The following is a 24,427-nucleotide window of genomic DNA, read 5'->3' as shown; positions in this document are numbered from 1 at the left end:
TTTTTAATCATGGCTATTATGACAACAATTCGCTTGTCGACTCAAGCCGCACACCGTTGAATAGAAATCTACTTTCGATACGTGGTTATGCAACCTTACGAGGCACCGATGACCTTGAACAGCAGTGTTAACATCTCTTCCAAACAGCCCGATGTCGGCACGACGATTTTTAGCGTCATTGGCCAGCTGTCGGCGCAGCATAAAGCCATTAACCTGTCGCAAGGCGCACCCAACTTCCCGTGTGATCCCCAGCTGGTTGAGCTGGTCAGCCAGGCGATGCGTGACGGTCATAACCAATACGCTTCAATGACCGGCCTGCCGTCGCTGCGTGAAGCGCTGGCGGAAAAAGTTCACACGCTGTATGGCCAGCACTATGATGCCGGCAGCGAAGTGCTGATCACCGGCAGCGCCAGCCAGGGCATTTACATGGCGATTTCCGCGCTGGTCCACGCAGGCGATGAAGTGATCTTCTTCGAGCCGGCTTTTGACAGCTACGCGCCGGTGGTCCGTCTGCAGGGCGCTACGCCAATTGGCCTGAAGTTGCAGGTGCCGGATTTCGCCATCAATTGGGACGAACTGCGCGCCACCATTACGCCGCGCACCCGCATGATCATTATCAATACGCCGCACAATCCCAGCGCGCAGGTGCTGTCAGCTGCGGATCTGAATCAGTTAGCCGCGTTGACGCGCAACACCGATATTGTGGTGCTGTCTGACGAAGTCTACGAACACATCCTGTTTGATGGCCGTAAGCACTGCGGCATGGCAACGCATCCGGAACTGGCGCAGCGCAGCGTGGTGGTTTCCTCCTTCGGTAAAACCTTCCATGTCACCGGCTGGCGCGTGGGTTATGCGCTGGCACCGGCAGCGCTGATGGAAGAGATCGTCAAAGTCCATCAGTTCATGATGTACGCCGCCGATACGCCAATGCAGGTCGGTTTTGCTCACTATCTGCAAAATCCGCAGAACTATCTGCAGCTGTCGCCGTTCTATCAGGAGAAGCGCGATCGCCTGCTGACCTTGATGGAGGATTCGCCGTTTAAACTGCTGCCGAGCGCCGGTTCGTTCTTTATGTTGGCCAGCTACGGACATTTCAGTGACGAAAGTGATAGCGAAATGGTAAAACGTCTCATCGTCGATCACGGTGTGGCCACCATTCCGCTGTCGGCGTTTTATATGGACGGCACTGACAATAAATTAATTCGCCTGTCATTCGCAAAAGACGACGCAACACTTCAGGCCGGTGCAGAAGCGCTCTGCCGGGTCAAAGGGTAACTTAGGGGTAAATATAATGAAAAAATTGAACGCACTGTTTGTCGCTTTGGGCATGCTGACCTCGGCGCACGCGCTGGCGCAGGAAACCTTACGCTATGGTCTGGAATCGCAGTATCCGCCCTTTGAGAGCCGCAACGCGCAGGGTGAACTGGAAGGTTTCGACATCGAACTGGGTAAAGCGATTTGTCAGGTAGGCAACTTCGACTGTAAGTGGGTGGAAAGCAGCTTTGATGCATTGATTCCGGCGCTGCAGGCGAAAAAATTTGATGCCATTAACTCCGCAATGAACATCACCGAAGCGCGGGCGAAAAGCATCGACTTCACTAAGCCGATCTACCGCATTCCGACCATGTTAATCGTGAAAGAGGGCGAGAAGCTGCTGCCAACCGCCGAATCACTGAAAGGGAAAAACATCGGGGTGCTGCAGGGTTCGATCCAGGAAACCTATGCCAAGAAGCATTGGGAAGCGCAGGGCGTTACAGTGACTTCTTATCAGGATCAGAACCAGGTTTACAACGACATGGTTGCCGGTCGTCTTGACGGCACGCTGGTGATGTCAGCTGCCGGTCAATCGGGCTTCCTCGAAAAGCCGCAGGGTAAAGGTTTCGCCTTTGCCGGCAAGCCGGTAGAAGATGACACTATTCTCGGTACCGGTATTGGTTTTGGCCTGCGTAAAGGCGATGACAAACTGAAACAAGAGCTGGATGAGGCAATCACCAAGGTGCAAGCCGATGGCACCGTCACTAAGCTGGCGGCGAAATTCTTCCCTGGGATTGATGTTTCAGCGAGCAAATAACCTAAAAAAGGTCGCCATGAATGGCGACCTTTTTTTATTTCGCGGCTAAATAGCACAACGCTTCGGCCACCTGATACGACTTCACAAACGAGGGAACCGGCAAAAACTCAAAACGCGAATGGAAGTTGTGCGCGCCGGTGAAGAAGTTCGGCGTCAGCAGCCCTTTCGCTGACAGCGCTGCACCGTCGGTGCCGCCGCGCATCGGGATCACCTTCGGTTCCACGCCCACTTGCTCTAACGCGGCAAAAATCAGGTCAATCGCACGACGGTCTTCACCAATTGCATTACTGATATTGCTGTAAGTATCGTTAATCGTCAGCGCTACATGGCCGGTGGGATAACGCGCGGCGATTTCATCGGCCACTTCCACCAGTTGCTGTTTCTTCGCATCAAAACCCTGCAAATCGAAATCACGAATTGAGGCTTTCAACATCGCGCGGCTGGCGTTGGCATTCATATCGTTGAACCAGATATAGCCTTCGCGGCCTTCGGTGTGTTCGGGGGTTTTTAAGCGATCGAAGCGGGAGATGAAGTCATGCGCCATCAGCAGCGGATTGACCAATACGCCTTTGCCCGACATCGGATGCGCCGGCACGCCGGTAAACACCAGCTCAGCGGCGGCGGCATTGAAGTTTTCATACACCACTTCACCCAGCTCGCAGCAGTCGATAGTCCAGGCGAAATCGACGTTAAAGCGCTGCTCCAGATCCAGCGCTTTTGCGCCACGCAGGCCAATCTCTTCATCGGGCACAAACGCCACCACGATATCACCGTGATCGCCGCGCAGGTTCTCCAGCAACGTCATAACCACCGTCACCGCTGCTTTGTTATCGGCGCCCAGCACGCTGGTGCCGTCGCTGAAGATAATCTCCTGCCCGAGATAAGGTTGGATCTCCGGATGTTCCGCCACGCGCAGCCAGATGTCCTGCGTGCTGTTAAGGCACAGATCTTCCCCGATGAACCTGAGGGTTTGCGGGTGGATATCTGGCGACAGGCCAACATCCACGGTATCAATATGGGTGATAAAACCGATACGCGGCGCATCAGGGCGATTACCGGGTTTCACCGCAGTGACCGTGGCGTGCTGGTCAATCACGATATCCTGTAAACCCAATTCGTCCAGCTCCTTGGCCAGTAACTCCGCCATCGCATGTTGGGACGGCGTACTCGGCAGCGTGGTTGATTTGGCATCGCTCTGGCTGGAAACCGCCAGATAACGGTAGAAACGCTGGGTCAATTGGCTGGCAAGTTGGTCTGTCATCACAATTCCTTATTAGCATTGCGGCGTCTGTAGTACGCGTGCTGGTTAAATCATGTTATTTATTAATCAGATGAACATTACATAACGAAGCAGACTCATGGAAGTCAATAAAAAGCGAGGATCATGATGAAAAAAATGATGGCAAATCTCACTCTCACTGCAATCGGCTTGGCGGTCGCGGGCGGGGTTTCGGCAAAAACGCTGGTGTACTGTTCAGAAGGATCGCCAGAGAACTTTAACCCGCAATTGTACACGTCGGGAACCAGCGTCGATGCCAGCGCGGTACCGATTTTTAACCGACTGGTGGACTTCACGCCCGGCACCACCGAACTGGTGCCGAGCCTCGCCGAGAGCTGGGATATCAGCCCGGATGGTAAGGTCTACACCTTCCATCTGCGCAAAGGGGTGAAATTCCAGAGCAACAAGCTATTTAAGCCGTCGCGCGATTTTAACGCCGACGACGTAATCTTCTCGTTTATGCGCCAGATGGATGCCAAAAACCCCTACCACAATGTCTCCGGCGGTAACTATGCCAACTTCGAAAGCCTCGAGCTGGCGAAGCTGATCACCAGCATTGAGAAGGTCGATGACAATACCGTGCGCATCACCTTAGCTCACGCTGAAGCGCCATTCCTCGCCGACTTAGCCTGGTATTTTGCCTCGATCCATTCGGCTGAATACGCCGACCAGATGTTGAAAGCCGGCACGCCGGAGAAGGTCGATATGGAGCCGATTGGCACCGGGCCGTTTGAGCTGGTGCAGTATCAAAAAGATTCGCGCATTCTCTATAAAGCCTTCCCGGAATACTGGCAGGGCAAGGCGAAGCTCGATCGTATTGTCTTCTCGATCACGCCGGACGCCTCGGTGCGTTATGCCAAGCTGGAGAAAAATGAATGCCAGATTATGCCGTTCCCCAATCCGGCCGATCTGGAGAAGATGCGCACCAATCCCGATTTAACGCTGGAACAGAAATCAGGCCTGAATACCGGTTTCCTGTCGTTCAACACCACCAAAGCACCGCTGGATAACGTCAAGGTGCGTCAGGCGCTGGCGATGGCGATCAATAAGCAGGCGATCATTGATGCCATCTTCAAAGGTACTGGCACGGTAGCGAAAAACATCCTGCCGCCGGACGTGTGGAGTGCGGATAAAGATCTGAAGGATTACGACTACGATCCGCAGAAAGCCAAAGCGCTGCTGCAGGAGGCGGGGATTAAGCCAGGCACCGAAATCGCCCTGTGGGCGATGCCGGTACAGCGACCGTATAACCCGAATGCGCGACGAATGGCGGAGATGATTCAGGCGGACTGGGCCAAAGTGGGTATCAAAGCCAATATCGTCAGTTATGAGTGGGGCGAATACCTCAAGCGCGTGAAAGGCGGTGAGCATCAGGCGGCGCTGATGGGCTGGACCACGGCGACCGGCGATCCGGATAACTTCTTCGGCCCGCTCTACAGCTGCACCTCGGCGAATGGCGGCTCCAACTCGTCAAAATGGTGTTATCAGCCGTTTGAGAAGATCATTACCGAAGCGCGCGCCGAGCAAAATCACGACAAACGCGTGGCGCTGTATCAGCAAGCGCAGCAGATTATGCATGATCAAATGCCAGCGGTGATGATTGCTCACTCAACCATCTTCGAGCCGGTGCGCAAATCGGTGAGTGGTTATCAGGTCGATCCGTTCGGTAAACACATCTTCTACCCGGTGGATATCAAGAACTGAGTTACGGCTTCCAGCGCTGGCGCAGCGGTTCCTCTAACGCATCCAGCTGTTGCAGCAAAAAGGTGAGAAACACATTCAGGGCGGCACTGCGAGGTCGCCCTGATTGCGTCTGCAGCTGCAAGGTGCGCTGGCTCAGCTGATCGATGCCTACCGAGCGCAAAATCAAACCGTGCGTTTCCGCTTCCTGCAGCACGGTAAAGGCGCTGCAAATTGTCACCGCCTGCGGCGTGCGCAGCAGGAATTGAAACAACATCGAAAAGGTATCGCAGGTCATCACCGGCTCAACCAGGCTGCCATTCATATGGCTGGCGAGCTCAAACAGTTGCCGCACGGTGGTGTTTTGCTGCGGCAAGGCCAGCGGATAGTGACTGAGATCGGCGAGCGTGACCTGCGGCGCGTTGGCCAGCGGATGCGTTTGATGCATCACGATTAATACCGGTGCCGGCCACGAACCCATCACTTCCACACCGCGCTCAGCGTGAAGACTAAATTGCAGCGCCACGTCACACTCGCCGTTGCGCAGCGCTTCCGCCACGCCTTGCGTGCTGGCGACTTTCACATCAAACAGCACGCCCGGATTGTCATTGCGAAAATCTGCGATCAAACGCGGTAGCAGCGTAAATGCCAGCCCATCGGTGCAGGCCACGCGAATCAACGTGCGGCGCACCGCTTTCAGTCCCTTAATTTCCGCCAGCGCATACTCCATATCCAGCAGGTTCTTTCGAACGTGATGTGCAAAGATTTCGCCCGCTTCGTTCAACACCATGCCGCGCGCGTGACGCGCAAACAGCGGCACGCCAACCTGATTTTCCAGCCGCTGAATTTGCCGGCTGATCGCCGACACCGCCACAAACAGCTGTTCGCTGGCGGCGCTGAGCGAGCCAGTATTAGCGACGGCGAGAAAATAGCGGATTTCACTGCTTAACATGCGGATGCCTCATGGTGGTGCATGCCTCGAAATCGGGCAGGCTAGCTTTGCTATAAAAGCAAATCTTACTCGATAAATTGATAATTGTGGCAAAGCAGTGTTTCCGCAAAGATGCCTTAACGACAAAACAATAAAAGACAGGGCAAACATGACAGCACAACAGGCGGTTCAACAGGCCACCGCTTATTTTGACAGCGGGGAGTTTCAACGAATTTTGGCGCGTCGCGTGGCGCAACGTACCGAAAGCCAGCGCGACGATCGTGACAACGAATTACAGCGCTATTTGCAGGATGAGATCGGCCCGCAGCTGATCGCTCTGGGCTTCACGTTGCATTTCATCGACAACGCGGAAGCTGCTAATCGACCGTTCCTCGTGGCGGTACGCATTGAAGATCCCATGCTGCCAACCTTGCTCAGCTATGGTCACGGCGATGTGGTGTTTGGTGATGATGAAAACTGGCGCGACGGCTTATCGCCATGGCAGATGGTTGAAGAGGGCGATCGCTGGTATGCGCGCGGCAGCGCAGATAATAAGGGCCAGCACTGCGTCAATCTGGCGGCGCTGGAGCAGGTGTTTGCGTTGCGCGGTGGCAGCCTGGGCTTTAACTGCAAAATACTGTTCGAGATGGGTGAAGAGATCAGCTCGCCGGGGCTGGCGCATTTGTGCCAGCAGCATGGCGAGCTGCTGCAAGCCGATCTGTTTATTGCTTCAGACGGTCCGCGTCTCAATGCGGTTCGTCCAACGCTGTTCCTGGGCTCACGCGGCGCGGTTAATTTCCGTTTGACCGTTAACGCGCGTGACAACGCTTATCACTCCGGCAACTGGGGCGGATTGTTGAGCAATCCGGGTACGCAGTTGGCCAACGCCATCGCTTCGCTGGTCAACGCGCAGGGCGTGTTGCAGGTCGAGGCGCTGAAACCCAACTCTTTGACGCCGCAGGTGCGCGATATTCTCGGCGATATCGAGGTGGGCGGCATGCCGGGCGATCCCGATATCGACGTGAACTGGGGCGAGCCGGGACTGACGCCAACCGAACGCCTGTATGGCTGGAACACGCTGGAAGTGTTGTCGTTTCTCACCGGCAATCCGGCGCGTCCGATGAATGCTATTCCGGGCAGCGCCACCGCCGTTTGTCAGCTGCGTTTTGTGGTGGGTACCGACTGGGAAAATCTCGCCCAGCATGTGCGCGCCCATCTGCATCAGCACGGTTTTGACTATGTGGAGGTGGAGTTTATGCGCGGATCGCCCGCGACACGCCTTGATCCCACCGATCCGCTGGTCAATTGGGTGCTGACCAGCATGGCGGAAACCAGCGGTAAGAAACCGGCGCTGCTGCCTAACCTCGGCGGTTCGCTGCCCAATGACGTGTTCTCCGATATTCTCGGTTTGCCAACCTTGTGGGTGCCGCACTCGTATCCGGCATGTGGCCAGCATGGCGTCAATGAGCATATGTTGAAATCGATTGCCCGCGAAGGTTTGCAGATTATGACGCGTCTGCTGTGGGATCTCGGCGAGCAGGGAACGGAACTGGTGGCGCAGCATCGTGCGCACGTTGGAGGTGGCCAATGAGTACATTAAATACCACGATGCCGTTGAACGCAGCGAAGCCCAATCTGCACAAAACGCTGTTCGCGACCTGTATCGGTAACGCGCTGGAGTGGTTTGATATCGCCGTGTACGGCTTTTTTGCCAGCTACATTGCGCATGCCTTCTTTCCTACCAGCGATCCGTCGGTTTCAATGTTGCTGACCTTTGGCAGTTTTGGTGTGTCATTCCTGATTCGTCCGCTGGGCGCGATTGTGCTGGGCAACTATGCCGATCGTCACGGTCGAAAAAAAGCGCTGCTGTTATCGATCAACCTGATGATGCTCGGCGGCGCGGTCATCACCTTTATGCCGAGCTACAGCAGCATTGGCCTGATGGCACCGCTGCTGATTTTGCTGGCGCGTCTGGTGCAGGGTTTCTCTGCCGGGGGCGAATTTGGCAGCTCGACGGCGTTTCTGGTTGAACACTTCCCGGAGCGCAAAGCCTTTATCGCCAGCTGGCAGTTCGCCACGCAGGGCGCCAGTACGTTGATGGCGTCGGCATTTGGACTCGGACTGACGCAGATTCTCAGCGAAAGCCAGATTCAGGATTGGGGATGGCGTATTCCCTTCGCCTTCGGCCTGCTGATTGGCCCGCTGGGGATCTATATCCGACGTCACGTACATGAACCGGCGAGCTTTGCTGAGCACAAACCGGAAGCCGCGCCGCTGAAAAGTCTGTTTGGTCGCCAGAAGGAGTTGATGCTGTTGGCGATAGGCCTAATGGTGATTTCGACTGCGGTGAACTACATGCTGAACTATGTGCCGACTTACGCTACCAAAAATCTGCACCTGTCGGGCAGCGTGGCGTTTACTGCTACCTTGTTGGCGGGCGTGATTCTGACGGTGGTCACGCCCATTATGGGGTTATGGGCCGAGCGGGTGGGGCGCGTGCCGCTGATGTGGGGATCGTTAATTTTGCTGATCGTCACCATCTATCCGGCGTTTAAGCTGGTGGTTGATCACACCACGCCGACTACGTTGATTTTGCTGGTGTGCTGGATGGCGCTGCTGAAGTCGATCTACTTCTCAACGGTGCCGTCGGTGATGGCGGATCTGTTCCCGATGGGTACGCGCGCCAGCGGCATGGCGATCAGCTATAACGTGGCGGTTACGGTGTTTGGTGGCTTTGCCCCGCTGATTTGTACACTGCTGATTAGCGTGACCGGCACAAGTCTGGCGCCCGGTTATTATCTGATGGCGATGTCGCTGTTAAGCGGCCTGGCGCTGCTGCGCAGCCAGAAGCGGGTTTCATAAAGGTTTCAGGGTTACAGGTCGCCACTTATGGCGTAATGCTTGTCAGCTAAGGCAACGGCGAGTGTGCTGGCCGGGGCCACTTTTGGGCCGGCGGTCCTCGCGCCGCTAGCGCGGTACCTTCACTTCACTCGTCTGCCTGACGGACCGGCGGAGACGGGACGTCCTTGTCCCGGCTCCGCCTTTCGCCCGCGTCCTGCGGGCTCTCCTGGCTTCCTCGCTTCGTTCAGCTCTGCGGATTGCCGGCCCAAAAGCGGCCCCGGCCTGCTCATCAACTTCAGTGCGTATTATTGAAAAGGGCTCATTTGCCAGAGGCGCTGGCGCGTCTGCTGCGGCAAAAGGGCTATTCGCAGCGCTGAGGCTTTTACGTTGGGCCAGGAGCCTCACGCAGGGATGCGTGAGGCAGTTCGGGGCCGGCCATGGATGGCCGATCCGCGAACGGTCCGTTGGCACAACGTGGAAGCCGAAGGTACCGCGTTAGCGGCGCGAGGACGGCCCGTGACGCAGCAGATGTGTCAGTGCCCGCACGAATAGCAATCCTGAAGAAAAATGCTTTCTTACTAACAAGCATTTTGCTGTTCATGGCTTCTGGAGATCACTATCTACGAGAACTGCAAATACGCCACGTGCGTCTGCAAGAACTCTTCCAAACCGTGACGGCCATCAGCACCGCCAATGCCCGATTTACGCCAGCCCGCATGGAAACCTTGCATCGCCTCGAAGTTCTCGCGGTTGATATAGGTTTCACCAAACTTCAACTTACGCAGGGCAACCATCGCGGTGTTGAGGTTCTGAGTGTAAATCGATGAGGTCAGACCATATTCACAGTCATTCGCCAGCGCTATGGCTTCATCAAGGGTTTTAAAGGTCATCACTGGCAGCACTGGACCAAAAATTTCCTGCTGCATGATCTCCATATCCTGACGCACGCCCGTGATAATGGTTGGTTCAAAATAGAAGCCTTTGCTGCCTGCACGCTTTCCGCCCAGCAATACTTTGCCGCCATCCGCGACCGCGTTCGCCACTTTCTGCTCAACGCGTTCCAGCGCGGCCGCAGTGATTAGCGGCCCCATATCGATATCGTTTTGCTCGGCCGGATTACCAAACTTCACCTGCTGCATGGCGGCAGTCAGCGCGCTGATAAAGCGGTCGTAGATGCCTTCCTGCACGTAAACGCGTTCAGCACAGTTACACACCTGTCCGGTGTTGATCACGCGGGAGCTAACAATCGCTTTGACCGCCAGATCGAGATCGGCATCATCCATGACGATGGCCGGCGCTTTTCCGCCCAGCTCCAGTGATACTTTGGTGACATTTTTCGCTGCAGCTTCCATGGTGGCGATACCGGCGTTGACGCTGCCGGTCAGACTGACCAGGCCGACTTTCGGGTTGCCTGCCAGCTCCTGACCAATCTCCGGGCCATAGCCGTAAACAAAGTTGATCACGCCTTTCGGCAGACCAATTTCATGGATGATGTGCGCAAAAATCGCCGCATTGTTAGGCGTCAGCTCACTTGGCTTGATAACAATGGTATTGCCGGTTACCAGCGCGGGCGCGGCTTTACGTGCAATCAGGAAGAAGGGGAAGTTCCACGGCAGAATGCCGGTGGTGACGCCAATCGCTTTCCTGAACACAAAGATGTTTTCGTTGGGACGATCGCTATTAACGATCTCGCCATCATAACGGCGTGCCCATTCGGCCATGTACTCAAGATAATCAGCTGTAAACAGTACTTCAGTTTGCGCCAGACCCTGGGTTTTTCCGCCTTCGGCGACGATAGTGGCGGTCAGTTCTGGTTCACGCTGACGAATAGCAGCGGCAATTTTGCGCAGCCAGTTGCCGCGTTCAACGGCGGGGAGCGCTTCCCAATTCGGCTGCGCCACTTCAGCAGCGTCGATGGCCTGCGCGGCGTCGTGTTTACTGCCTTCCGGCACGCGCGAAAGTAATGCCTCAGTTGCTGGGTTAATCACTTCTATCCACTTATCGTTCTGATCGGCAACAAACGCGCCATTAATATAATGTTGATGGTGTGTTGTCATGTGCAGGTTCTCCGCGATCGGTTTCGTTAAAGATTTGTGAATTGAAGAGTGAAACAGATCAGGGTGTAGCACCTTTTTGCTATTGCCAATGCGACTTGAGGGATGGCAAAGAAGGGAAGAACAGTACGACAGACGCAGCATTCCTGGCGAAATGCCGCGCTTTCAGCGGCTTAGTAGTGATTTAAGGTATGTTAAAAAATGTCAGGAACCTGGCATCGCCGCGCCGCTGACAATAAACCACGCCAAAAAACTGACGCCAGCAATGATGATGGCAATAGGGAAAAGCAGTCCGATTTTCATAGTCATCCCGAGAGTTAAGCGATCTGCACGATCGCGCGATGGGTTTTCATCATACTGAACAGCTGGAATTGCGTGGCGTCGTCGACCTGACGCAGATGCTCACCTTTCTGATAATGAATCGCATGAACGTGACCCAGCTGTCGCCACACCACAATCACCGAAGCCAGCAGGGCGCAATTCTCCTCGCTCTGCACGCAATCCAGCGTGGCGTAATGTGCTTCATCTAATCCATTAATAAAGACGTTCAGCGCCTGCGCCGGCACGATGGCCCGGATGTCATCCAGCATCACGCGGCTCACCGATTGTGACAGCAACAGCCGCAATCTTTTGGTATTCATCTCAATCCTTCGTCCTGATGATTTTCCCAACGTTATACGGATTAAACGCCTGCGGGGAAAGTCTGGTACGCGGCTTTGTGTGACTGCCATGTTAACTGTTGCAGTGGCAGTGAATCAAAAACTGTGCTGATCGGCACAGCATAATAGAAAAATATGTTGAAGAATAAGCCACTTATAAAAATCACCCCGTGACCTGCCTGCGAATGCGATTTTGTGATCCTTATGTTGACGACCCACCGAATTTTGCCAGCAACCTCCGCTTTCCGGCAGCCATCCAAAGGCTGACTAAAAGCTGCCCACCGTAGACTGCCGGTAATCGGGAAACCGCCGGTTTCCTGTTGGCCTCAACCTTACGAAGGAATAACAATGAACAGTGCCATCATTGCAGGTATTTTCTGGCATCTGGTGGGTGCCGCCAGTGCCGCCTGTTTTTATGCTCCATTTAAGCAGGTGAAAAAGTGGTCCTGGGAAACGATGTGGTCGGTAGGCGGCGTTATGTCGTGGCTGATTCTTCCCTGGGCAGTCAGTGCGGTATTACTGCCGAACTTCTGGGCGTATTACGGCAGCTTTAGTTTCTCTCAACTGATGCCGGTATTTCTGTTTGGTGCCATGTGGGGCATCGGTAACATCAACTATGGTTTGACCATGCGCTACCTCGGGATGTCGATGGGCATTGGTATTGCCATCGGTATCACGTTAGTGGTGGGAACCTTGATGACGCCGCTGCTGCAGGGCCGCTTTGTCGAGCTATTCAGCTCACCAGGCGGACGTATGACACTGCTCGGCGTGTTAGTTGCGCTGATCGGCGTAGGGATTGTATCGCGTGCCGGTCTGTTAAAAGAGCGGGCGCTGGGCATCAATGCCGAAGAGTTCAACCTGAAAAAAGGGCTGATTTTGGCCGTAATGTGCGGCATCTTTTCGGCCGGCATGTCGTTTGCGATGGATGCCGCTAAGCCGATGCATGAAGCCGCAGCCAATCTGGGTATCAATCCACTCTATGTTGCGTTGCCAAGCTATGTGGTGATCATGGGCGGTGGTGCGTTAATCAATCTGGCTTACTGCTTCATCCGTCTGGCGGTAAAAACCGATATTTCAGTCCGCCGTGATTTCTCCGTCGCCAAACCAATGCTGCTGGCCAATATTGCGTTTGCTGTGCTGGGCGGCACCATGTGGTATCTGCAGTTCTTCTTCTACGCCTGGGGACACGCCAAAATCCCAGCACAGTATGACTTCATCAGCTGGATGCTGCATATGAGCCTCTACGTGCTGTGCGGTGGTTTGGTTGGTCTGGTACTAAAAGAGTGGAAATCGGCGGGTCAACGTCCGGTTCGCGTTCTCTCGCTGGGTTGTGTGGTGATTATCATTGCTGCCAACATCGTTGGATTAGGCATGGCAGCCTGATGTAAAGCCTGACGCCGCTACGGCACGTCAGGCCTTCACTTTCTCTGCTGAGAGTTCACGATGCGGCAGGAAACGCTGCCGCCAGGCGCTCGGCGTTAAACCGGTTTCCCGCGTAAACACCACCGAAAAGTAGTTACTGTCATCGAAGCCGCAACGCGCGGCCACTTCACTGATTAAGCAATCCTGCGTCCGCAGCAGATATTTCGCCTGACACAGCTGTAGTTGCCGAAGATAGTGTCCCACGGTCATACCGGTTTGCTGGCGAAACAGTTGTTTCAACGCGCGCTCGCTTAACTGATTCTGCTGGCAGAACACTGCCAAATCGAATGGACGGCTGATGGCACCTTGCAGCGCCGACATCAGCAGATCTAATTGTTCTCCTTCAGGTAATGCCCAGGGCCGATCGGCAGCATAACCGTGACGGCGTAGAATCAATGCTAATTGCAAAAACAGCGCCTCAGAGAGTTGAATCGATAGCGAATCACTTTTGCGGCTTTCGCGTTCCAGCTGGCTAATCACACCGCGCGCTAACGCCATCCCGCGGGTGGTCAAACGCCAGCAGCCCGGCGAATCTTCTTCTTGCGGCGGCAACAACTGGCTCCAGTCAAGGCTAAGACGAAAGCGATCGCGGCAGTAAAGAATGTTATCCAGCGCCAGATCGTTGACGCTGTCATAGCTGTGGCAGTCGTTATCGTGAATGTAAAAAACGTCGCCGCAGGTTACCAACCATGGACGATCGTTCAACACATGCAGGCCGTTACCGCGCCAGACGATAACGATTTCACTGAATTCATGACGGTGCGGAGGAAAGGAGGGCTGCGGCATGCGCTCGGCCACCGCAATCGGCAGATTGGTGGCTGGAAAATAGTCTTCGCGCGTTAAGATCAGCGACATGAGGAAACGCTCCAGTTATAGCATCTGCTGGCGCTCCGCTCTGGGCGCACAGCCAAATTCCCGCCGGAACAGCGTGGAGAAGTGATTGCTGTCACCAAATCCACACTGGTAGGCGATGTCTGTAATGCGCATATCGCTATGACGCAGTAAATGCCGCGCCTGTAACAGGCGAAGCCGATTAAGGTAACGCTGCGGTGTATTACCGGTTTGCTGCTTCATCTGGCGGTGCAGAGTGCGCAGCGACAATGAAAAACGATCGGCTAATGCATCCCACACAATCTCTTCACTGTAGTGCTCATTGAGCCAGTCGAGCAACCGATGTAAGCGTGCTTCCTGATCCTGTGATTGATCGTTGTGAGCCGCTTCGCGCAACAACACCAGCAGTTGCAGAAAAAGTTGCTCCTGACGTGCGTGACGTTCCAGCGACCACACATCTTGCTGCTTCATCTGCGTAACGATTTGCAGCGCCTGCGCCATCACCTTGTGATTGATGCGCCAGTGCGACGCGTAGTGATCCTCTTCTTCGCGCGGCAGGAGCTCCTGCAAACCCGAGAGAAAACGAAATGACGCCGGACTGCGATACAACACGTTGGTCAGACACAAATTTTCCGTTTGCTCATAAAGATGACGATCGTGATCGCGCACAAAGCACACGCATCCTGCGGATAAAGCTTGTGGCTGACCGTTAAACACATGAATGCCAGAACCTTGTTCCACCAACACAATTTCATGGAAATCATGATGGTGCTCCGGAAATGCCTGCTGCGGCACACGCGGCTCGATGGCGATGGCGTAATTCCCTTCAGGGAAGAAATCTGCGCTATGTAGAACGGTCATGATTCGCCTCTTAATTAACTCAACCGTTGCCGAGTCTACGCAGGCGCCCCGCACCTTACCTTGAATTTTCATCTTAGTGACGCAGGAAAATGGCTAATTTTTCAAGATCTCACCGGCGATTGACAGAAATGCGGCAAGGCTCACATCTCGCCACTTGTGTGGTTCTGTGAGCTTTCTCACGAACTTCTTTGTCAGCCTGCCAGTGACTATTACGCACTGGCAGTAAGGGGAAGGTGGCAAAAAGCGGAGATTTCTAATCTGTAGTCATCTCATTACAGGAAGAACACGCCATGAGTATGCGTAACATTGTTGCCATTGATTTAGGCGCATCCAGCGGGCGCGTGATGCTCGCACAATGGAGTTCAGCGAATCAGCAGATCAGCCTGCGCGAAGTGCGTCGCTTCACCAATCAGCGTGTGCGCCGTGCAGATTATGATTGTTGGGATTTGGATCGACTGGAGCAAGAGATTCGTTTAGGGCTGGCCCAGCTTGATGATGAAGGCATTGTGCCGGACAGCATTGGCATCGATACCTGGGGCGTTGATTTGGTGTTGCTGGATGCCAACGGTAAACGCGTCGGCGAGGCGGTAAGTTATCGCGATAAGCGCACAGAAGGGCACATGGCTCAGGCCATTAACGATCTCGGCAAAGGAGCAATCTATCAGCGCACCGGCATTCAATTCTTGCCGTTCAACACCCTTTATCAACTGCACGCACTGCATCAGCAGCAGCCAGATTGGCAGGAAAAAGTGCAGTATGCGCTGATGATTCCTGACTATCTGCACTATCGCCTTACCGGCCAGATGAACTGGGAATACACCAACGCCACCACCACACAACTGCTCAATATTCACAGCGGCGAATGGGACAGCGATTTGCTTGCGTGGGCTGGCGTGCCGGCTAAGTGGTTCGGCAAACCCACATCGCCAGGTAACACTGTCGGTAACTGGACCAGCGCCAGCGGCAACCACATTCCGGTGATCGCGGTTGCGACTCACGATACGGCGAGCGCGGTTTTGGCCACCCCGTTAATGCAGGATGATGCCGCTTATCTCAGCTCGGGAACCTGGTCACTGATGGGGATTGAGAGCTTGCAGCCTTGTGTCAGCACGGCGGCGCTCAATGCCAACGTAACCAATGAAGGTGGAGCAGAAGGCTACCGCGTTCTGAAAAACATTATGGGTTTGTGGCTGCTGCAACGTGTCTGCACTGAGCTGCAAATTACCGATCTCTGTTCGCTGATCAAAGAAGCCGCAAAAGAGCCCGCCTGTCGTGCGCTGGTTAACCCCAATCACAGCCGTTTTATCAATCCAGACAGCATGGTTCAGGAGATTCAAAACGCCTGCGCCGAACAGAACATGCCCGTACCGCAGACGCCGGCTGCGCTGGCTCGCACCATCTTCGACAGTCTGGCCTTACTCTATCGCCAGGTTATTGGCGAACTCGGCACACTGCGCGCGGCACCGCTGCGTCAACTGCATGTGGTGGGCGGCGGCAGTCAGAACCCGCTGTTAAATCAATTGTGTGCCGATGCCTGCCAGCTGCCGGTATTGGCGGGGCCGATTGAAGCCTCGACGCTCGGCAACGTCGGCTGCCAGCTCATTGCTTTGGGCGAACTGCGTGACGTCAGCGATTTACGCCGCTGCATTAGCCAAAACTTCCCGTTAGAAAAATTTGAACCGTTGAACAACAGCGCCTTCGCTGCCCATCAGGCACGCTTTGCCGCGCTCAGCCAACCTGCTAAGGAACTTGCATATGACTAAGCTGATTGAACAGGCCTTCGAACTGGCCAAACAACGTTACGCCGCCATAGGTGTAGATGTGGAAAAGGTAATGGCGCAGCTGGATGGCATTCCGGTCTCGATGCACTGCTGGCAAGGTGATGACGTGCGCGGCTTCGAAAATCCGAACGGTGAACTGACCGGCGGTATTCAGGCTACCGGCAACTATCCGGGACGTGCACGTAATGCTGATGAGCTGCGCTCTGATGTTGAAAAAGCGATGTCACTCATTCCGGGTGCTAAACGCCTCAACCTGCATGCGATTTATCTGGAGAGCGATAAGCCGGTCGACCGTGATGCGATTGAACCGAAACACTTCAGCAACTGGGTGGAATGGGCCAAAACGCACAAGCTGGGCCTCGATTTTAATCCAAGCTGTTTCTCCCATCCGCTGAGCGCCGATGGCTTTACCTTGTCACACGCCGACAAAGGGATTCGTCAGTTCTGGATCGATCACTGCAAGGCCAGCCGTCGTATCTCTGCACACTTTGGTGAGCAACTGGGTACCGCATCCGTTATGAATATCTGGGTGCCGGACGGAATGAAAGATCTCACCGTCGATCGTTTAGGACCGCGTCAACGCCTGGCGAGTGCGCTTGATGAAGTAATCAGTGAAAAACTCAATCCTGCGCACCACATTGATGCGGTAGAGAGCAAACTGTTTGGCATCGGCGCAGAGAGCTACACCGTGGGTTCCAATGAATTCTGCCTGGGTTATGCCAGCAGCCGCCAGACCGCGCTGACTCTGGACGCCGGCCACTTCCATCCAACCGAAGTGATTTCCGACAAAATTTCCACGGCCATGCTGTATGTGCCGCGCCTGCTGCTGCACGTAAGCCGTCCGGTGCGCTGGGACAGCGATCACGTGGTGATTCTCGACGATGAAACCCAGGCCATCGCTACCGAGATCGCGCGTCACAAATTGTTCGACAAGGTGCACATCGGTCTCGACTTCTTCGATGCGTCGATCAACCGCATCGCGGCGTGGGTAATTGGGACACGCAATGCCAAAAAAGCGCTGCTGCGTGCTCTGCTGGAACCTACCGACCAGTTACGCAAGCTAGAGAGCGAAGGGGATTACACCGGCCGCCTGGCGATGCTGGAAGAACAAAAATCGTTGCCGTGGCAAGCGGTGTGGGAAGCCTGGTGTCTGCGCCACGATGTCCCTGCTGATGCCAGCTGGCTGAGCGAAGTCCGTCATTATGAACAACAAACACTGCGTCAACGTTAAGGGACACACCATGCAAAATATCCTCTCTTCCGCTTTTGTTCAGGGAATGGTTAAAGCGACCAGCGACATGTGGTTGAAAGGCTGGGATGAGCGTAATGGCGGCAACGTCAGCTTACGTTTACTGCCGGAAGAAGTTAAAGATTTCGCCGGTGATTTCTATGCCGAGCCGCGCTGTATTGAGCTGACCAAACCTGCTCCAGCGCTGGCCAATGATTGGTTCCTGGTCACCGGATCGGGTAAGTTTTTCCGTAACGTTCAGCTCGACCCGGCCGACTGTCTGGCGCTGCTGCAGGTGGATGACAAAGGCTTGTCATACAAAATCCATTGGGGTTTGAGTAACGGCAGCCTGCCAACATCAGAGTTGGCAGCTCACTTCCAGTCGCACAGCGTGCGCAAGCAGGTCTCAAACGGCATTGATCGCGTCATCATGCATTGCCACGCCACCAACTTTATGGCGCTGAGCTATGTGGTAAATCTGGATTCCGCACGCTTCACACGCCTGTTGTGGGAAGGCAGCACCGAATGTCTGGTGGTGTTCCCGGATGGCGTAGGTATTCTGCCATGGATGGTGCCCGGTACCGATGGAATTGGTCAGGCAACGGCAGACGCAATGGCAAATCACAGCATTGTGATGTGGCCGTTCCACGGCATCTTTGGCGCGGGTCCAAACCTCGACGAGACTTTCGGCCTGATCGATACGGCGGAGAAATCCTCCGAAGTGGTGGTAAAAGCGCTGTCAATGGGCGGTATTCGTCAAAGCATCACTACTGAGCAGCTGATCGCGCTGGGTGAACGCTTCAACGTTAAGCCGTGGCAAGCCGCGCTGCAGGCGGAGCGCAGCGATGTTGCGTAAAGCCTTTGTGATGCAGGTGCATGCACACTGCCACGATGAGTATCTGCGCCGTCATACGCCAATTTGGCCGGAGCTGGCTGAGACGCTAAAAGCGCATGGCGCGCACAATTACGCTATCTGGCTGGATGCTGAACGCAATCTGCTGTTTGCCAGCGTGGAAATTGAGTCTGAAGCGCGCTGGGAAGCAGTGGCAAAAACGGAAGTGTGTCAGCGCTGGTGGGCATCGATGAAGGATTTAATGCCATCGAATCCGGATAACAGTCCGGTGAGTGCAGCGTTGAAACCGATGTTTTTCCTGCCTTAACGCTCGCTCACCTCAGTATTTGTACGGAGGCAATAATTTTAGGCCGACACGGAAGTCGGCCTGAATTTTATTTGGTGCTCAATTCACAATATCCCGCCAGAGCGGGCCAGATTGCCATCTGCGTATCCACGATCTGGTCAAGGTCCTCACGATTAGCGCCTTCACGCGCACGCACCGACATTCCCTGCAGTAAACACGCCAGGTAGCGGGCTAACCTTGCACTATTGGCACATTGCGGTAACTCGCCGCGCTGCTGCCGGGTATCAAGAAATGCTTTTAACGCTGATTCCTGCGCGTGATGCTGTTGAGCCAGCATTTGCGCCACTTCTTCTGAGCCGGAAGAGAGCGCGCTCGAGGTACAAATGAAGAAACAACCAGCAGGCTTATCACATGCGGTGAAGCATGCGGCGGTTGCGCGAAAATAGGCTTCAATGGCCGTTTTCACGTCTAAAGCATCATCATTTAGCACGGCGTTGCGTTGTGCGCTGAACGTTTCAATGTATCGCTGCATCGCCGCACGAAATAACCCTTCTTTATTTTCAAACTCAGCATAAAGGGTTGGGGCCTTAGCGCCGGTAGCGTTAACCAAATCGGACAGCGAAGTGCCTTCATAGCCATGCGCCCAGAACAACATCATTGCCTTGTCCAGGGCATCGTTGCGATCAAACACTTTCGGACGGCCGCGCGTTTTCCTGTTCACCACATCGATAACTTCTGTCATTGGGCACCTCAAAGCGTAAAAACACCCCATTAAATTACCGATCATTAAATAAATATGCAAGCGCAGCCCGGAATGAGTCTATTCGTCTTTGCCCGTTTGTGCTTTTTGCTTGCGAAAGCACCCAAATGGATAAGTCAAAAAGGGCTGGGAAGCCCATAATCACGCCACTTCCGATTAAAATAACGATCGTTAATAAAATTATTGACACGCGGGTACATTCGGCAGTAGCATTTAATTAACGGTTGTTAACTTAATCGCGACCGACCCCAATTCACCCGTTTAAGAGAGCAAAATTATGAAAAGCATCAAACTGACTTTGGCCGCTGTAGCATTGTCTTCAATCGCGTTTGGTAGCATAGCTGCAGACTTAGTAAACGAAGCGCCGCTGAATCAACAACAAATTGGTGTGGTTAGCGCATCAGGTAGCACCAACCTGACATCGCTGGAGAATCAGCTAGCGGAAAAGGCCAGTGCTGCCGGAGCAAAGTCATTCCGCATCACTTCGACCTCTGGCAACAACAAGCTAAATGGCACAGCAGTAATTTATAACTAAGAGAATTAAGCGGAGGGCAATTAAGCATTCCGCAGGAAGTGAATAAAAGGCTTCAGAAGATAACCTTCTGAAGCCTTTTTTCTTATCCGTTTGAACGCAGCTGAGGATAGCGGCGGAAGATAGCGATACACCAGAACAGTGCGGCAAGGCCAATAATGCCGCCGACGTTACCGACATCAGACATTTGCATATGCAAACTGACCTGATTACCCAGCAGCGCACCCGCGCCGATACCGATGTTGTAGATACCCGAGAACAGCGACATCGCGACGTCGGTGGCATCCGGTGCCAGCGCCAAAACGCGCACCTGCATCGCCAGACCAATCATCATCATTGCCATGCCCCATACGATGCACAGCACGGTGATTGCAGCGGGACGTACTGCAGCAAACACCAGCAAGCCCATGCTTAGGGTGATCATCGCAATTGCAGCGATCAGCATCGCAGAAGGGAATCTATTGCCCAGCGTACTAAACAGCACGCTGCCGAGAATGCCCGCTGATCCAAACAGCAGTAACAGTAGCGTGGTGAAATTATCATCGGCATTAGCCACCACCTGCATAAACGGTTCGATGTAGCTGTAAGCGGTGTAATGCGCCGTCACCACCACGGTAACCAGAACGTACATTGCCACCAGCGCCGGACGGCGGAATAGCATCGGAACGCTGCTCAGTGAACCCGTGTGCTCGCTAGGCAGACGCGGCAGTATGCGCATCAGCAAAATCAGCAATACCAAAGCAGACAAGCCGATCATGCCAAAAGTAGTGCGCCAGCCAAGATATTGACCGACGATACGCCCAATCGGCACGCCCAGAACCATCGCCAGCGCAGTCCCGGTTGCCAGCATACTCAACGCCTGAGTTTTCTTGCCTGCAGGCGCCACGCGAATGGCCAGCGAAGCGGTAATTGACCAGAACACGGCGTGCGCTAAGGCAATACCGATGCGCGAGATAACCAGCGAGGTGAAATCCCATGCCAAAGACGAGAGCACATGGCTGGCAACAAACACAATGAACAACACCGCCAACAGCAGGCGACGCTCAATATTGCGCGTTAACAGCATCAACGGCAGTGACAATAGTGCGACAACCCACGCGTAGATGGTCAGCATAATGCCAACATCGGCAGTCTTCATGTCATAGCTGGCGGCGATATCCGACAGCAGACCGACAGGCACGAATTCTGTGGTGTTAAAGACAAAAGCAGCAATAGCCAGCAGTACAACGCGTAGCCAGGCCGTTTTACGGGAAACAGTAGTAGATTGCATGGAGTTCAAATCAGTCAGACGGCAAATGAAAGGGCAAAAAGCACCCCAGAAAGTGACCGGAGTCACAAATTGCCGCTATTGTGGAGCATTAATGAGCGGAGGGAAACCGTTTGTCGGGCTTTTATTACTGAATATTTTTTATCAAGAGTGGCGTAATTAATAGCCTGAGTTTTTACGCTTTCTGTCATCAATACGAGAGCGAGCAAGATTAACAACGGGGGAGAAAGAGGCAACTGGACCTGACGCCACCTTGAGCGCCTTAAGGTCCAGTTATTATTACACTTAAATTTATAGTTATTATGAAACGCCGCAGTGCTGCTTAACAAAAGAGTTAGGTCTGCTGACCACTCTCACATCATGATTATCAGAGTCGCACCATGTGTTTTAGTGCCACACTATTCTGAGTCGTCATGTTTTTTTTTAACCCCACCGGACAGCAGTGCTCGCAGCCCAGCGCGCTGGCATAAAATTTACGCGCTTGCTGAATGGCGGCATTTGGCGTGTAGAAAGTCCCAAGAAAACGGCGTGCCTCATCGGCGGGTAGGTACGGGCATCCCGTTGCGTGTACTACATGGTTGTCGTTATAGCCGGCATGCTTATCGACGTAATAATAGAGTCCCATCTATCGTCCTCATTGCTGTGAAATAATAAAAGTCTAACTATTGTTGGAATGGAATGAATTATAGCGACGAATGGCCGTTTTGTTTTATCTGGGACTGTGAGATCACCGGATGGCGTGGACTTGATGAGAGAACGGGGCGCATTAGCCCCGTTTAACAGATGAAAGGTATTACAGTTTCCGGCACTGCAATCGCCAGCCGACCAGCAAAGCCATTAATAATAGCAAGCTAATGAATGCCGTAACGCCCATCCAGCCATAGCTGTGCCAGAACACGCCGCCCAATGTACCCGCCACGCTGGATCCAACGTAATAGCTAAACAGATAGAGTGACGATGCCTGGCCTTTAGCCCGACGCGCACGCGGGCCAATCCAGCCGCTGGCAACGGAGTGCGCCGCAAAGAATCCGGCGGTGAACAACATCATGCCGGGTAAAATCAGCCACAGTGAGTTAAACGCCGTCAGCAGCAATCCCGTCAGCATAATCGCAGTTGCGCCAATCATCACCGGACCGCGTCCAAAGCGGCTGGTCATCGCGCCGGCTTTCGGTGAACTCCAGGAGCCGGTCAGATAGACCACCGACAGCAATCCCACCACCGCCTGGCTCAGCGACCAGGGCGCACTCAGCAGGCGATAGCCGATGTAGTTGAACAGCGTGACGAACGCGCCCATCAGCAGAAAGCCTTCAGCGAACAGCAGCGGCAATCCTTTGTCGCGCCAGTGCAAACGGAAGTTGATCAGCAAACTACGTGGACGTAGCGAAGCTGGACGGAAATGACGAGATGCAGGGAGGATTTTCCAAAACATCAGCGCGCCCGCCAACGCGAAACAGCCAATCACGCCCACCGCAACGCGCCACGAGAAGAAATCGGTCAATACGCCCGTCAACAGGCGTCCGCTCATGCCGCCAATCGAGTTACCGCTGATGTACAGCCCCATGGAAAAGGCGATAACGCGTGGATGAATCTCTTCACTCAGATAGGTCATGCCAACCGCCGCAACCCCGCTCAGTGACAAACCAATCAGCGCGCGCATCAGCAAAATCCCCTGCCAACTGCTCATGGTGGCGGAAATCAAGGTACAGATAGCCGCGAGCAACAGCGCGGTAACCATCACCGATTTACGCCCAATCGCATCCGACAGCGGCCCGGTAAACAGCAATCCCAATGCCATTAAGCCGGTCGATAGCGAGAGAGAAATACTGCTTTGCGCTGGAGAAAAGCCAAACTGTTGCGATAACACCGGCAAAATGGGCTGCACGCAATACAGCAGGGCGAAAGTGGCAAGACCGGCAGAGAACAGCGCCAGCGTAACGCGCATAAACTGCGGCGATCCGCGTTCAATCCATTCTGAAGGGGTTGCAGCTGGAGCAGGCTTTACGGACAACTCGTCTTCATCGAGTATCACCGCCTGAGAAGAGCGACTCACGGAACATCCTCGTTTGAACAATCATGCCGTTACTGTAGGAAAGGGCGAATAGGTTGTACAATATATTAATAATCTCAAATGAGACTTTTAAAGTATGAATGTTGAGTTGCGTCATTTACGCTATTTCGTTGCCGTCGCGGAGGAACTGCATTTTGGCCGCGCCGCGCAGCGCCTGAATATTTCGCAACCGCCGCTGAGTCAGCAGATTCAGCAACTGGAGCAGGAAATTGGCGCCCAGCTTTTTACCCGCACCAATCGCAGCGTACAGATCACGCCCGCCGGCGCGCTGTTTTTGCAGGATGCGCGTGCCATTTTGTTACAGGTGGAGCAGGCCACCCGCCGCGCCGCACGCGTGCACAGTGGGCAGGAGGGCGAGTTGCGCATCGGCTTTACTTCCTCAGCGCCGTTTACCGGTCTGGTTTCTGACGCGCTGTACCAATTCCGCCAGCGTTGGCCAGAAGTACACATTCAGATGCAGGAGAACAACACGCGGCAGCAGCTTGCGCCACTTCATGACGATCGACTCGATCTTGGTGTGATGCGCAATACGCCGCTGCCCAGCGATCTGCAGCACCGCGTGTTACTGCGTGAGCCGCTATGCGCGGTAGTGCATTGGGCGCATCCGCTGGCCGATGCAGAGTCGATTTCCATTCAGGCATTAGCCAACGAGCCGTTTGTATTTTTCGATCCGCAAGGCGGCACCGCGTTGTACGGTGAAATCCTGGCGCTGCTGCATCGCTATCAAATCAAACCTTTTATTACGCAGGAAGTGGGCGAGGCGATGACCATCCTTGGTCTGGTGGCGACCGGACTCGGCGTTTCGATTCTGCCGGCGTCATTCAGCCGTGCACGTCTGGCCGATGTGGTGTGGATCCCTCTGCAGGAGAGCGACGCGATTTCTGAAGTTTGGCTGGTCTGGTCAGCGACGCGAGAACCGACGGCGCAAATGACAAATATGATGTCGCTGATGCTGCAAAATGCAGAGAATTGAGTCCGCAGTTGAATGAGGGCCCAAACTTTATGTGCGATAAATCACATTTC

The 24,427-nt window shown here is 54.2% G+C and carries 23 protein-coding genes; 12 read left to right on the top strand and 11 right to left on the bottom strand.

Annotation, left to right across the window (positions count from 1 at the left end; all coding sequences use genetic code 11):
• Positions 1–108: 108 nt before the first annotated feature.
• Both IB226_RS05120 and IB226_RS05115 read left to right on the top strand, forming a co-directional pair.
• A complete protein-coding gene (locus IB226_RS05120; protein ID WP_192233936.1) occupies positions 109–1,275 on the top strand; it encodes a methionine aminotransferase in 1,167 nt (388 codons plus the stop codon).
• Between the two features lie 16 nt (positions 1,276–1,291).
• Positions 1,292–2,071 carry a transporter substrate-binding domain-containing protein gene (locus tag IB226_RS05115; protein ID WP_192233934.1) on the top strand — a complete coding sequence of 260 codons (780 nt, stop codon included), beginning with the start codon at positions 1,292–1,294 and terminating at the stop codon, positions 2,069–2,071.
• A 34-nt stretch (positions 2,072–2,105) separates the two neighbouring features.
• Here the strand turns inward: IB226_RS05115 and pepT are convergent, their stop codons facing one another.
• Positions 2,106–3,332 carry a peptidase T gene (pepT, locus tag IB226_RS05110; protein ID WP_192233932.1) on the bottom strand — a complete coding sequence of 409 codons (1,227 nt, stop codon included), beginning with the start codon at positions 3,330–3,332 and terminating at the stop codon, positions 2,106–2,108.
• A gap of 126 nt (positions 3,333–3,458) precedes the next feature.
• Between pepT and IB226_RS05105 the strand changes: the two genes are divergently transcribed.
• Positions 3,459–5,054, top strand: a complete 1,596-nt coding sequence (locus tag IB226_RS05105) for an ABC transporter substrate-binding protein (RefSeq protein ID WP_192234519.1) — start codon at positions 3,459–3,461, stop codon at positions 5,052–5,054.
• 1 nt (position 5,055) lies between these two features.
• On the opposite strand, the gene IB226_RS05100 is transcribed toward IB226_RS05105, so the two are convergent.
• Entirely contained in the window at positions 5,056–5,982 is a 927-nt protein-coding gene (locus IB226_RS05100; protein ID WP_192233930.1) for a LysR family transcriptional regulator, read from the bottom strand.
• A gap of 148 nt (positions 5,983–6,130) precedes the next feature.
• Here IB226_RS05100 and IB226_RS05095 point away from each other — a divergent pair, with 148 nt between their 5' ends.
• Positions 6,131–7,552, top strand: a complete 1,422-nt coding sequence (locus tag IB226_RS05095; RefSeq protein ID WP_192233928.1) for a M20 family metallopeptidase — start codon at positions 6,131–6,133, stop codon at positions 7,550–7,552.
• Positions 7,549–8,823, top strand: coding sequence for an MFS transporter (locus IB226_RS05090; protein WP_192233926.1), 1,275 nt, complete (start codon positions 7,549–7,551; stop codon positions 8,821–8,823). The genes IB226_RS05095 and IB226_RS05090 overlap by 4 nt, the downstream gene beginning before the upstream one ends.
• A gap of 599 nt (positions 8,824–9,422) precedes the next feature.
• Here the strand turns inward: IB226_RS05090 and aldA are convergent.
• From aldA to IB226_RS05075, 3 genes are all read right to left on the bottom strand, one after another.
• Positions 9,423–10,859, bottom strand: a complete 1,437-nt coding sequence (gene aldA, locus IB226_RS05085) for an aldehyde dehydrogenase (RefSeq protein WP_192233924.1) — start codon at positions 10,857–10,859, stop codon at positions 9,423–9,425.
• 201 nt (positions 10,860–11,060) lie between these two features.
• Entirely contained in the window at positions 11,061–11,159 is a 99-nt protein-coding gene (locus IB226_RS05080) for a YoaK family small membrane protein (RefSeq protein ID WP_137385834.1), read from the bottom strand.
• Between the two features lie 14 nt (positions 11,160–11,173).
• Positions 11,174–11,497 carry a hypothetical protein gene (locus IB226_RS05075; protein ID WP_101764337.1) on the bottom strand — a complete coding sequence of 108 codons (324 nt, stop codon included), beginning with the start codon at positions 11,495–11,497 and terminating at the stop codon, positions 11,174–11,176.
• A gap of 366 nt (positions 11,498–11,863) precedes the next feature.
• Between IB226_RS05075 and rhaT the strand changes: the two genes are divergently transcribed.
• Complete coding sequence (gene rhaT / locus IB226_RS05070; RefSeq protein ID WP_101764338.1) at positions 11,864–12,898, top strand: L-rhamnose/proton symporter RhaT; 1,035 nt, start codon at positions 11,864–11,866, stop codon at positions 12,896–12,898.
• A gap of 27 nt (positions 12,899–12,925) precedes the next feature.
• Here rhaT and rhaR read toward each other — a convergent pair whose 3' ends face one another.
• Positions 12,926–13,792 carry an HTH-type transcriptional activator RhaR gene (rhaR, locus tag IB226_RS05065; RefSeq protein ID WP_192233922.1) on the bottom strand — a complete coding sequence of 289 codons (867 nt, stop codon included), beginning with the start codon at positions 13,790–13,792 and terminating at the stop codon, positions 12,926–12,928.
• Between the two features lie 15 nt (positions 13,793–13,807).
• A complete protein-coding gene (gene rhaS, locus IB226_RS05060) occupies positions 13,808–14,629 on the bottom strand; it encodes an HTH-type transcriptional activator RhaS (protein WP_176970495.1) in 822 nt (273 codons plus the stop codon).
• Positions 14,630–14,919: 290 nt separating this feature from the next.
• Here rhaS and rhaB point away from each other — a divergent pair, with 290 nt between their 5' ends.
• From rhaB to rhaM, 4 genes are read left to right on the top strand one after another with little or no spacing between them, the layout of a single operon-like run.
• A complete protein-coding gene (rhaB, locus tag IB226_RS05055) occupies positions 14,920–16,392 on the top strand; it encodes a rhamnulokinase (protein WP_192233919.1) in 1,473 nt (490 codons plus the stop codon).
• Complete coding sequence (locus tag IB226_RS05050; protein WP_192233917.1) at positions 16,385–17,641, top strand: L-rhamnose isomerase; 1,257 nt, start codon at positions 16,385–16,387, stop codon at positions 17,639–17,641. Before rhaB ends, IB226_RS05050 begins: the two co-directional genes overlap by 8 nt.
• Positions 17,642–17,651: 10 nt before the next feature.
• Complete coding sequence (gene rhaD / locus IB226_RS05045) at positions 17,652–18,494, top strand: rhamnulose-1-phosphate aldolase (RefSeq protein ID WP_192233915.1); 843 nt, start codon at positions 17,652–17,654, stop codon at positions 18,492–18,494.
• On the top strand, positions 18,484–18,798 hold the full coding sequence (rhaM, locus tag IB226_RS05040; protein WP_008108878.1) for an L-rhamnose mutarotase: 315 nt from the start codon (positions 18,484–18,486) through the stop codon (positions 18,796–18,798). Before rhaD ends, rhaM begins: the two co-directional genes overlap by 11 nt.
• Positions 18,799–18,865: 67 nt before the next feature.
• On the opposite strand, the gene IB226_RS05035 is transcribed toward rhaM, so the two are convergent.
• Entirely contained in the window at positions 18,866–19,519 is a 654-nt protein-coding gene (locus IB226_RS05035; RefSeq protein WP_192234517.1) for a TetR/AcrR family transcriptional regulator, read from the bottom strand.
• A 295-nt stretch (positions 19,520–19,814) separates the two neighbouring features.
• Here IB226_RS05035 and IB226_RS05030 point away from each other — a divergent pair, with 295 nt between their 5' ends.
• The gene (locus IB226_RS05030) at positions 19,815–20,072 is read left to right on the top strand and encodes a YdgH/BhsA/McbA-like domain containing protein (RefSeq protein ID WP_192233913.1); all 258 of its coding nucleotides are present in this window, start codon (positions 19,815–19,817) and stop codon (positions 20,070–20,072) included.
• Between the two features lie 82 nt (positions 20,073–20,154).
• Here the strand turns inward: IB226_RS05030 and IB226_RS05025 are convergent, their stop codons facing one another.
• From IB226_RS05025 to IB226_RS05015, 3 genes are all read right to left on the bottom strand, one after another.
• A complete protein-coding gene (locus tag IB226_RS05025; protein WP_101764346.1) occupies positions 20,155–21,339 on the bottom strand; it encodes a sugar transporter in 1,185 nt (394 codons plus the stop codon).
• A 364-nt stretch (positions 21,340–21,703) separates the two neighbouring features.
• Positions 21,704–21,961 carry a hypothetical protein gene (locus IB226_RS05020; protein ID WP_101764347.1) on the bottom strand — a complete coding sequence of 86 codons (258 nt, stop codon included), beginning with the start codon at positions 21,959–21,961 and terminating at the stop codon, positions 21,704–21,706.
• A 168-nt stretch (positions 21,962–22,129) separates the two neighbouring features.
• Positions 22,130–23,386 (bottom strand): MFS transporter, encoded by a 1,257-nt coding sequence (locus tag IB226_RS05015; RefSeq protein WP_192233911.1) that lies wholly within the window; start codon positions 23,384–23,386, stop codon positions 22,130–22,132.
• Between the two features lie 94 nt (positions 23,387–23,480).
• Here IB226_RS05015 and IB226_RS05010 point away from each other — a divergent pair, with 94 nt between their 5' ends.
• Positions 23,481–24,377 (top strand): LysR family transcriptional regulator, encoded by an 897-nt coding sequence (locus tag IB226_RS05010; RefSeq protein ID WP_110866192.1) that lies wholly within the window; start codon positions 23,481–23,483, stop codon positions 24,375–24,377.
• Positions 24,378–24,427 lie beyond the last annotated feature (50 nt).

Source organism: Pantoea sp. PNT03, assembly GCF_014852515.1.
In the GTDB taxonomy this organism is placed as follows: domain Bacteria; phylum Pseudomonadota; class Gammaproteobacteria; order Enterobacterales; family Enterobacteriaceae; genus Pantoea; species Pantoea leporis.
This window is presented reverse-complemented; position numbering and strand designations above follow the sequence as displayed.